Source organism: Weissella muntiaci (assembly GCF_008107635.1).
Classification (GTDB): Bacteria; Bacillota; Bacilli; order Lactobacillales; family Lactobacillaceae; genus Weissella; species Weissella muntiaci.
This window is the reverse complement of record NZ_SDGZ01000034.1, coordinates 1-10883: the sequence shown is the minus strand read 5'-3', so window position 1 is coordinate 10883 and position 10883 is coordinate 1. Positions and strand designations below refer to the sequence as shown.

The following is a 10883-nucleotide window of genomic DNA, read 5'->3' as shown; positions in this document are numbered from 1 at the left end:
GGTATTGTTGTCTCCTGAATTATCTGATCCTACGTTACTGTTTCCAGTATTGTTGTCTCCTGAGTTATCTGATCCTACATTACTGTTTCCAGTATTGTTGTCTCCTGAGTTATCTGATCCTACGTTACTGTTTCCAGTATTGTTGTCTCCTGAGTTATCTGATCCTACATTACTGTTTCCAGTATTGTTGTCTCCTGAATTATCTGATCCTACATTACTGTTTCCAGTATTGTTGTCCCCGGAATTGTTGGACCCTACATTACTTTCTCCGTTATTAGAATCTGGTACTTCTACATTAACACCGCCACCAACACTACCTTCAGCATTTGGAATAGCCACAGATCCTACATTAATTCTATTTGGGAGAGTCTTTGTCGGATAGATAACTAGTACCCCACCACTAGTTTCAATCGCAGCTTCTAGCTCTGCTCCAGGAATTTCAATTGTTGTTGACCCGGTTGGATCAATCGTCGGAGTAGATGATGAGACAAACTGAACGTCACCCCAATCTCCATCCCAGGTAGTGCTCTTATCTGCACTAATAAGTCCAATTTTGACTTCACCAATTGTAGTCAGCGCATTTCCTCTTTTAGCCGTTCCATCTTGACTGGTTTTTCCAGCCATTATCAATTCTACATCCGCGAGACTACTTACAGAAGTAGTATTCTGACTAGAACCTATCGTCTTTATAATGTTATACATACTAGAGAACTTTATCTGGATTGGCTTTGTATAATCTAAGTAAATTAAATTTGGATCACCATTAGTCACATTTAAGAGAGTTCCAAATACCTCTACTTTTCCAGTGACAGAAGCATATTGACTTGTCGATAAATTATACAAATACTCCGAGTACAAGAGCGTACTTTCATCGGACGTAGTCGCAGCAGATACATTTGTTGTGTACATACTATCCATTACAACTGTGGTTCCAGCTGCACCTGTTGTACCCAACGCAAGAACGATCGCAGATGAAAAAATCCATTGCTTACCGCTTTTATACATTTTAAAATTTGAAACCTTAGAATTTAAAGCCTTTTTCAACCCAATATTTCTCATTACTATTCCCCATTATATATTATCCAAACGGTCTGGAGCGACCGTTCGTTCAAATTATATATATAAATCGAATAATACACAAGCAAAATGCGCTTAAAATAAACTTTAAAATTTTTTTCGAATTTGGTAATTTTTGGCTCCATGCATATTTTCAGTTATATTCCATGCAAAGATTCGTTCAGAACTCTCATACTTGCTTCAAAGAAATTTATTTGGATTAATTAACTCAATTCTTAGATTCTATCGCCAGAATAATTCCAGCTTCAGCAAATTGCCAGTGTATTCTCCACAACCTGTCAACCCATGCCAATATCCAAAAATTTTGATAGAATAAGTTCTAATAAATTACGAGTTCGTATTATGTAGGCTAAAACCGAAGACATAAATATTCCTAACTATTCTATAAATCAAGAATAGATCCATCAATCGAATATAGCTGAAAATCCTTCTCAGCCACGTATTATCTAAAAATGTCATTCACTTTTTTGTTCATAGCAATATAGTAGTTCATTATGTGAATTTATAATGATCGGTCTGAGATCCTTTGGCAGACCCCTTTGTCGCATTACATATTTACACCAAACCCACTTTTTGCCCTAGCGGACGCTACCAAGACTAAACCGTCATAGTATTTTCTTATTGGCACATAACTGCCAACAGTGATTTCAAAGGATTCAATCCGAGTGAGTCGCTTTCGACACTAGCATAGAGACTCTTTGAATCAATAAGCATAGTTTTTCTAAGCGCTTCATTAGCAGTAAAATCTTTATTCTGCATAATTTCCACCTCACTAAATCAGCTTTAAAGAAATTTTATTTATGTTTCATTCATGTTTTGTTTATGGTAGCATGTTATTATAATCACAAGAGAAAAAAGGTTAATGAATATGCAAAATCGATCAGAAAAAATAAATTGCCAAAACATAAGCGACCAGTGCTGATTTCTACAATAGCTCTTGCCGCTATACTAGTTATTGCTCTTTTTATTTATTTTCTTAATGCTAACAATAAAATCGATTCAAAAATTGAATCACCAACATCTAGTAAGCAAAAGAACGCTCATTCTAAGAAATCTAAAACACAAGAAGAAGACAGTTCTAGTTCTGAAAAGGCTAGTCTGAGCTCAGTCATAGAGACAAGCAATAACAACGGTTCGGCTTCAACGTCAACGCCTGCTAGCAATACCGCGCCAACTAATAATACTGATGCCTCTAGTTCTTCCAGTCCTGTTTATACCAGCAACGAAGATAGCATGTTGTCCACATCTGAAATTAGGAAACGTTTAGCCTCTTATTCACTGTCATTTGCAGATCCATATGTTCAACAGTTTGATCCAAACAGCTACACCATGGCAGAAATACCTGGTGGATTCGATATTAAATTTACAAACAGTAAGCATGTCGTTGCAATTGATAATAAAAATGATACCTACACTTTTACGAACGAAAGTAACAATCAACAAATAACCCAAGACCTTGGTTATATAATGACCGGCGCAAAAGCACCCGTTAATAACTAATGGCCTACATTATGAAAAGAGCCCTCTCAAGACCGCTTGCGAAACGTCCTGAGAGGGCTCTTTTTAGTTTGTGAACGGGATTATCCAAAATAAAAGACATCAAACATTTTTGCCTGAAGACAAAGATTTACAAACCTTTATCAATTCATCTGATTCTTTACTTTCAATTTCACCGAACCAATCCATATCAACTAAAGAACTCGAACGCAGAAGAAAACGTTGTTAATCCTTTCTTTCAACTCCAAACGCGTAATAACCCGTCACGCCAGAAACTGCAATTAGTATTCCCAAAAATGAGAGCACACTTGTGGTATTCATATCGGTACGCGGCAAGGAATCTGCATTCTTCTGATCAGCCATGACTTGCGTTAAGTTCTTCCCTGTAACTTCTCCAGTTTCAGCATTATTCCCTGGTAACTCTGGTTCTGTTGGGTCAACAGGATCAATTGGGGTAGTTAAATTCTTCGTATATACGACTGTTTCCTCAACGTCTTTGCTATCTGGTGTAATTCCGTTGATTTCTGCGACCTCAGACTTGTTTGGACTGTAATCATTAATTTCAGGTGAGTTCTTTTGATCAAAGTAGTCTTTGTCAATTTTGCTCCACCCATTGTCAATAATGATCTCTCCGGTCACATTATCAACTACTAATTCGTGTCCAAAGCTTACTGTATCAATAACATCTTCACTAGCCTTTGAGCCATCTTCATATATGTAGTGAATTGTTTCAGTCACTGATTTAGTCAAAGAATCTTTATCAGTTCCTTCAGGCCACTTGGGGCCATCAGGATCAGTTGGATTAATTGGCGTACCGGGTTCTCCAGGATTTTCTGGATTGACTGGAGTCGTCCTATGCTTCAAATGGACAGTATAATGTTGCATATCTGGAGCAAACGTCAGCCCCTTAGTAGGAAAATCATCAGATACTAATTCATATCCTTTATCCTCATAATCCTTAATTGTTTTACCTGTTGTATATTCACTCTTGTCGCCGGAATTACCTTGCAGGTCATCAGTTACTAACGTCTTACCAGTTGTATCATCAACATAAGTCACATCTGCGGCACCTTGATCACGAGTATAAACATAAGTAACCGACTGGTCATTGGCCTTATAATACCCTGTCTCGTCATTTCCTTGAACTTCCTTTAGTGTATATCCAGGAATTACCTTTGCCTCAGTTTGCCAACTGTCACCTAGATCACCTGATTGCTCAACATCGTCGGCAATCGTCTGACCATTTTCATCAACATAATGACTCTTCACGGTTCCTTGAGCCACCGTGTACGAGAAGCTCTCTAATTGGAATTGTTGCAGGTTTCTGAAACTACCTGTTGACGCCGCAATGGCGAAGGACATATTTGTTTCCGTTCCTATTTGAGAAGTAATATCCCAAACCTTGCCATCGTAGGTTACAGTCATTTGCCTTGATGTTCCGTCAAAATCAATTTCGATATCTTTAAATTCATTATTTGATGGCTCAGCAATCTGCTGGGCTGTCTCATCTAAGGTGTCAGCCACACCCGTCGTACCATTCACAAATGCTCCGAAAGCTGCTGGCTTTCCACCATCAGAGTCCGCAAAAAATGTCGGGTCGGCCGTGTAACCATCTCCATCGTCCCCATTGTAGAAAGTATCTAATTTAAACCCAAATGAACCTTTAACACCGCCAAAGCCCATCGCACCACCTAGTTTACCAATCACGTCGGTATCGCCAGGTTGGAATATAAAACTCATTCCATCGGCACCACCTTGAGCTTGACTTTTATTACCCAAATCAACCTTCCCTTTTAAGGAAAACGATTGAGTCATGTCAATCTTAGTGTTCAATACAGTATTACCTGCCTTGTTCTGTTGGTCAGGCGTCAAAGTTGCCGTATTCCCCGCAATAACCCCCTCGCCATTGGCAGTAAAATTACTTGCATAATCATCCCCATTAATCGTAACATCCCTAGCATTCGCCTTTGTTCCAACTTGGCTAGCTTCCGCACTCATATTGATTGGATCTGTCAACATAATCCCAGCACTGATTGTTGAAACTGAACCCAATAAAAGAAATGCAAAAAGTAAACGATTCTTACTAAAACTCATAATATCCCCTTGTGTTTATGCCTGAGCAAATATTTTTATTTGAATACTCAACATAACTCTCCCCATTTCCTCCAATCCATTCAGATTAAACATAACCAGTCTCTTTTATAGTTTAGTATTTCACAATCACAGATTATACTCTTTTAAATAAATAATTGTAAGGTTATTACCTATAGATTTTTAAATGCACTTTGATTCGTTTCTTAATCACAAACGTATTATAGTAACTAATTCTTCAAACAATTCAATCAAGTTTCTATTCAAAATTTAAGTCAATTAAGACCTTAATATTTCATACATGGGCATTATAAAGGAATATATCAGTACACAAAAAAGGCAATCATTGTTAAATGATTACCTTTTTTTCTCCGCACCACAACGCTTAATTTAAAGAATACAGAGTGCAAATCTTTGAAATAACTTGCCCTAAATTAAAAATTATTATAGAAATCCACCCGCAGGATTGCTATAACCTCCAATAACGCTCGTTTAGTGAAAAATCCGCTTATCACCGAATCACGAATTGGTTTAACGTTATCAATCATTTTCAAATAATCTACCTCCGACAGATTATTCAGTTTATGATCTAACTCCGCCATTGAATCGACAGCAAGACCAATATTTTCATTTTCAATCCACATGGCGTGTGCCGAATCTTTACCAACAACAATCGGTATTCCGGCGGCTAAATAAAACGAAAGCTTGAATGGATTATTCAGTGTCCCATAGAAATTCCAACTATTAGATAAATTCATACCTCCAGTAATGCTGACAATTCCAAATCCACCATCAATTTCTGCGATTATCTTCTCCTCCGGGTGGGAGCCTCGATAGATCAGATTATCCTGTTTCTGTTTATCGACGTTACCAAAAATTTCGAATTTAGTCGTCAAATTATTAGTCATTCGCACTAAATCCTTAACTCTTCTACCGGTCACTAAATATGCTTTTGTATCAAAATGTTTTTCCTGCACTGGCCCATCATACAAGAAATCAAATACGCCAAGTTTGACCATTGGCACATCAACACCGTCTTGTCTCAGCTGATTTGCCATTTTTTCATTATGCACAATCAAAGCATCAAATCCCCTGAGAGCTTGTAGCCACCGATTTTCGCTGAAATAGGTTTCTTCTTCAAAATATGTCGGGATGTCATGCACAAATGCAACTATCTTTACTTCGTCAATCTTATGCAGGTATTCCATCAATCTTGGAAAATACTGGTAATTTAACATCCTATCTGGAAATTGAACTACAACTAGATCGCCTGGTCTAACCATGCCAAACCAAGCACTAATATATGTATCCATAATGGTGTATGACGGCATCATGTTTGGAACATTGTAATAGTTGATTACTTTAAACCCGATAGTCTCCGCAATCTCTGCGACCATCTGATTCGGTTTATACAATGCCCCACTGGTTTCTACCGTGTTAATCTTCGTTATCCAGTTCATTGGCTAATACTCTATTCTTCATTTTTAGTTAAGATGAATATTCCATCCTCAATCAAACAATTTCATGATGGATGAATATACATCTATTACGGCAATCAATATACAATCTTTTAAATATATCATTTTTGAAATCCTTTCACAATTTATAGTGCACACACGTCTTCAGGTCCACTTTAAACAACTTGTATTGCATTTATTAAAAGTACAAACCATCAAAGATTACTAAACTAGCCGACAAAAAAAGAGAACCAGAACTTATTATCCTGAGTCCCAGTTTTCTTTTATCAAGTTGTTAAATTTACTTTGTGAATGCCTTGTAGCCAAGCGCCTTTTGAGCAGCTAAATTTAGCACACTCCATTGTCGATCAAATCCCGGTTGGAAAAAGAAATCGGCCTCAGCTAGGTCTTCAATCGTCATTCTTTGAGCAATTACAAGTGCTAGAGTATTCCCGTGTGGTGTTATATCAAACTCCTTTGCCATAACTGCACCACCCAAAATTACGTGGGTAACCGGATCGAATGCAAGTCGTACAAGAATATCACCATTTCCTGCCTTTTCTGAAACGAATGCCGGCCGTCGTGTATCATTATAGGTTACTGAGGTAATTTCAACTCCCACTCGCTTGGCAGTCGTTTCATTAAGGCCGGCCGTTGCAAATGAATAATCAAATACTTGTAATGCTGAAGTTCCGACAACACCTTTAAATGGTCGTGGAATACCGGTGAACAAGGTCTGGGCAATGTACTGAGCTTCGCGCCGGGCTGTTGTCGCTAGGGCAATTGGCAGCGGTTTGTTTGCCGGTATACTATACGGCAAAATTGCGTCACCAATCGCGAAAATGTCATTTTGATTAGTTCGAAGATACTCATCTGTCTTGATCCAACCGCGATCATCTAACGCAACAATATCCTTCAACCATTCCGTGTTTGGTTTAACGCCAATACCCTCGATCACTAGGTCTGCTTGATATGTTCCTTGCTTGGTTTTGACAGCGCTAATTTTTTCACCATCTTCCGAGATATACTCTTCCAATTGTTCACCAACTGCCACTTGGACACCGTTATCAGTCAACTCTTTTGTAAGCAAATCAGTCATATCGGAGTCAAGATAGGCTCCTAGCACTCGAGGTAGTAAGTCTAGGACTGTAACGTGTTTACCGGCTTTCGCAAAAGCCTCAACTGCCTCGATTCCAATATATCCTGCCCCAACAACGACGACATCTTTTACTGAAGGGTCATTGATTTTCTCTTTAATTGAAAGAGCCCAATCATGCCCCCGCATCAAATAAATATTATCCAGATTACTGCCCGGAATATTCAGTCTGGCGGGTGACACACCAACGCTGAGAATTAATTTATCATAATCTGCTTGATGAGTATCGCCCGTTAAGTCAGTGAAAGTTAATCGATGTTGATCTGCATTGATATTGGTTACCGTACTGTTTGCCAATACCTTGCCGCCTAACGCCTCGATATCTTCTGGTTTAAAATTCCTAACTGTTGTATCATCCTCTACCTTGTTCATCAGGTATAGTTGCATTCCACAAGACATGAATGAAATAAAATCACTTGCTTCATAGATCGTAAGCTCTACATCATCGTAATGTGACAACAATTCCAATGCCGCCTCATGACCACCATGTGATGCACCAATAATTGCAATTTTCATATTCCCTCTCCCTTGAAATTAACTTTTATAAGGATAACAATTCAGATATAAATCCAACGTTGAATTCTTACACTTAAAGTCTAGTTCTTTGGTAAGTGGAATACAATTTTATCAGCCAACAAAATTTTTCAACTTATTCAATAAAATAGCATTTTATCAATCAAGGGTGCATTCCAAATGTTCAGCATTCTTCAGCTTTTAATAAAATTAAGATTGTTCATTTGCAATAAAAAAGCATCGAACATTTCTGTCCAATGCTTCTTTTGTTGTACAGCAGATATTATCAAGAACAAAACTATCTTTAAATTGCTCCTGCTAATTTAATTCTGTGTATTCTTGAGAATTAGAAATCATTTCACCAAAATCAATCGTGTTGCTTGATTTTTCAATTAAATCTGTCGTCATCTTTACTCGATATACCTTTCGATTACCGTAAGGAACAAAGTAGTAAGCCAATTCATCAAGATTTGATATCCCTTGATATTGTGTGTAATCAACTTCATCATTCTCATTTAAGACTATATCCTTTGGTTTTGTAACATTGTCTAAAATGTGCAAGATATTGTTAATTGCTTCCTCAGTGTTTACAGCCGTAGCCATATATTGTTTGCTAAACACGGTCCGGATGAATCTTTGCGATGATAAATATCCACCCGGAAGACCTTTTGACCCTGCCCCCATGCTGGAAGCCTTCGCTGTCCAATCCCCATAAACTTTATCATCAAATGGTTTGGTTTGTATGTCCGGATACTCACTCAGGTTCTTTAAATGCCAAGATAAATCCGGACTGTTAGTAAGAACACCTACTGGATTATCTTCCAGCCTCAGGCTCCCATCTCTTGATTCAATAACTACCGTTTGGCCAGTTCTATCACTAATTATCCAATGAAGGGGTTGATTTGATTTCATCACACCTTGGTTACTATCGATGACAGCAACTTGATTCAAGCTGTCCACTAATTCCTTAATAGAAGCATTATTTCCAAGAATCCACATGATCAGTTCCTCGCTGACCAAATTCAATTTATGCGCGGAAGACTCTTTATCATAGTTAGCTTCATTCGAGAAATACAATTCTGCAACTGCTAATCCTTTTTCATTAAACGCATCCGCGACCATATAATTTGCTAACTGTACACCACCAATTTCGTTAGAACCAGCCCCCATGATTGCAAACTTATTCGCTTGTTCCAACTTATCAATATACGTAGTCCATTTATAATTCCGAGGTAAGAATACTGGACTTGCCTCTAATTCAAATGCAAAATCCATTGTCCGTGCCAAAAAATGAGTTGAATTCAAATCGTTATACGATAAACTAGTACACATTTTTCTCTCCCCTTTCTGTTAGTACACCAATGTTGATATTTTCTAAATTATTATGTCCTAATTATATCATTCTAGGTTATTAATCTTGTTATATTATTTATCTTTAAAATGCAATAAATATACAAATGAATGATTACGACATAAGCAACAAGAATCTTACGGGGAATATAATTTTTTGTTATCAAAAAAGGCGGCTAATTGTCTCACTTGACATCCAACCGCCTAATTTCTTTTTGGTTTACTACTTTAACAGACAATAATCACTGAATTAAATGTAGTTATCAAAGTCTTCATATAGAGTGTTTAACTGGTCATATTTCTTCATTGAATATGCAAAGATGATCTTCCCACTGATCATCGTAAGCATATCCTCAGCAAGCCTACCTGCCTGAACATCTGAATATTTATTATCTGATAGTAGGTTCTTTTCTAAATCATACCGAATCGATTCAAATAATTTAATGAGCTTATCCTTAATCGTTGACCCCTCAGGGTACTGTTGAAATAAGCTCAATAACACATACGCCGAGAAACCTGGTTGCCGGTCATTCCCAAGAATATAATCAAACATATTTTTAACTTTCAGACTCATTTCCGATACATACCCATTGTTTCGGGCTAATAAATAATAGTCAGCAATTTGCTCATCCACCATTCGATTAAAAATTTGATCCTTTGAAACAAAATAATAGTAAATTTGACTCTTAGACGATCCAAATTCTTTCGCAATTTTACCGATTGAAACATTGGTAATTCCCTCAAATGCAACCATTCTCCGGGTGATTTCAATGATCTCTTGTTCACCTTTTTCAAATTTTTCTGTCATAAATCCACCATCATAATTAGACTATTTAACTCAATGTTCTCCAAAGACCACTTTTTCTTAAAAATATCTTCTATCTCTACTCGCGATTCCAGAATAATAATCCGTATATTGTCAATCTGAATATTTCCACTTAAAACTCTGAATTATAGAATCACATTAAATTATGTATGGCACTGATTCCACCCAGTGCCATTAACTCATTTAGTTATCCACGTGCCTTTTTTCGCTCACTGCACTCAGTCCAACTAGTCCAAGTAGCATAAGACCAACGACAGATACTAACGCTTCAGATGAATAATCAGTCTCTGGAAGTGCTATTGCTTGTTTGGCAGATGCGTTATTATTCACCAAATCTGTCTTTACAGCATCCGACACAATCATTGGTGAAATTGTTACATTTGCGGTTGCCCAAACTCTATCACCAAACATTCCCGTTGAACCAATCTTCATTATTGATGATAAGTCTGCTTTCTCAATATTAGTCAGGCTCAAATTTCCCCACATATAAGTAACTGTGTAATTTCCAGCTATATTTACATCACCGGACAAAATGTATTGAATCGTATTCTCAGGTATATCATCACTGAAATAACCATATACCGTGCGATTTACGAATGTTATCTCGCCGGAGGTCAAAAAGTGACCACTGTGGTTCTTCAAGTTAACGAAGTTGTCACTTGGCTGCCATGACCCAGCACTGACAGAGGAATTTCTGACCATCATTTCAGGATTCACTAAATTATTTCCCTTTAGATTCTCCCCAATATTGTTACTACCGACATTTCCGCTACCAGTATTATTATTACCGATATTATTATCACCAACATTGTTTGAACCTACATTATAGTTTCCGACGTTGTTATCTCCGGAATTGTCTGATCCAACGTTACTGTTTCCAGTATTATGATCGCCGGAATTGTCAGAACCCACATTA

At 37.4% G+C, this 10883-nt stretch carries 9 protein-coding genes; 1 reads left to right on the top strand and 8 read right to left on the bottom strand.

All coding sequences use genetic code 11. The annotated features are described in order from the left end of the window. Both ESZ50_RS11495 and ESZ50_RS11795 read right to left on the bottom strand, forming a co-directional pair. The coding region (locus tag ESZ50_RS11495; RefSeq protein ID WP_187387643.1) for a KxYKxGKxW signal peptide domain-containing protein at positions 1-1059 on the bottom strand (1059 nt) is incomplete at its 3' end. A 636-nt stretch (positions 1060-1695) separates the two neighbouring features. Next, positions 1696-1836, bottom strand: a complete 141-nt coding sequence (locus ESZ50_RS11795) for a hypothetical protein (RefSeq protein WP_187387642.1) — start codon at positions 1834-1836, stop codon at positions 1696-1698. Between the two features lie 135 nt (positions 1837-1971). Between ESZ50_RS11795 and ESZ50_RS11490 the strand changes: the two genes are divergently transcribed. After that, on the top strand, positions 1972-2577 hold the full coding sequence (locus ESZ50_RS11490; protein ID WP_222860818.1) for a hypothetical protein: 606 nt from the start codon (positions 1972-1974) through the stop codon (positions 2575-2577). A gap of 222 nt (positions 2578-2799) precedes the next feature. On the opposite strand, the gene ESZ50_RS11485 is transcribed toward ESZ50_RS11490, so the two are convergent. From ESZ50_RS11485 to ESZ50_RS11460, 6 genes are all read right to left on the bottom strand, one after another. Further along, the gene (locus tag ESZ50_RS11485; RefSeq protein ID WP_148624103.1) at positions 2800-4668 is read right to left on the bottom strand and encodes a lectin-like domain-containing protein; all 1869 of its coding nucleotides are present in this window, start codon (positions 4666-4668) and stop codon (positions 2800-2802) included. Positions 4669-5099: 431 nt separating this feature from the next. Beyond that, a complete protein-coding gene (locus ESZ50_RS11480; protein ID WP_148624101.1) occupies positions 5100-6125 on the bottom strand; it encodes a glycosyltransferase in 1026 nt (341 codons plus the stop codon). Between the two features lie 298 nt (positions 6126-6423). Beyond that, positions 6424-7794, bottom strand: coding sequence for an FAD-dependent oxidoreductase (locus tag ESZ50_RS11475; protein ID WP_148624099.1), 1371 nt, complete (start codon positions 7792-7794; stop codon positions 6424-6426). 315 nt (positions 7795-8109) lie between these two features. Further along, positions 8110-9123 (bottom strand): choloylglycine hydrolase family protein, encoded by a 1014-nt coding sequence (locus ESZ50_RS11470; protein WP_148624097.1) that lies wholly within the window; start codon positions 9121-9123, stop codon positions 8110-8112. Positions 9124-9391: 268 nt separating this feature from the next. After that, positions 9392-9949, bottom strand: coding sequence for a TetR/AcrR family transcriptional regulator (locus ESZ50_RS11465; protein WP_148624096.1), 558 nt, complete (start codon positions 9947-9949; stop codon positions 9392-9394). A 201-nt stretch (positions 9950-10150) separates the two neighbouring features. Beyond that, on the bottom strand, positions 10151-10883 hold a 733-nt coding region (locus ESZ50_RS11460), incomplete at its 5' end, for a pentapeptide repeat-containing protein (RefSeq protein ID WP_187387640.1).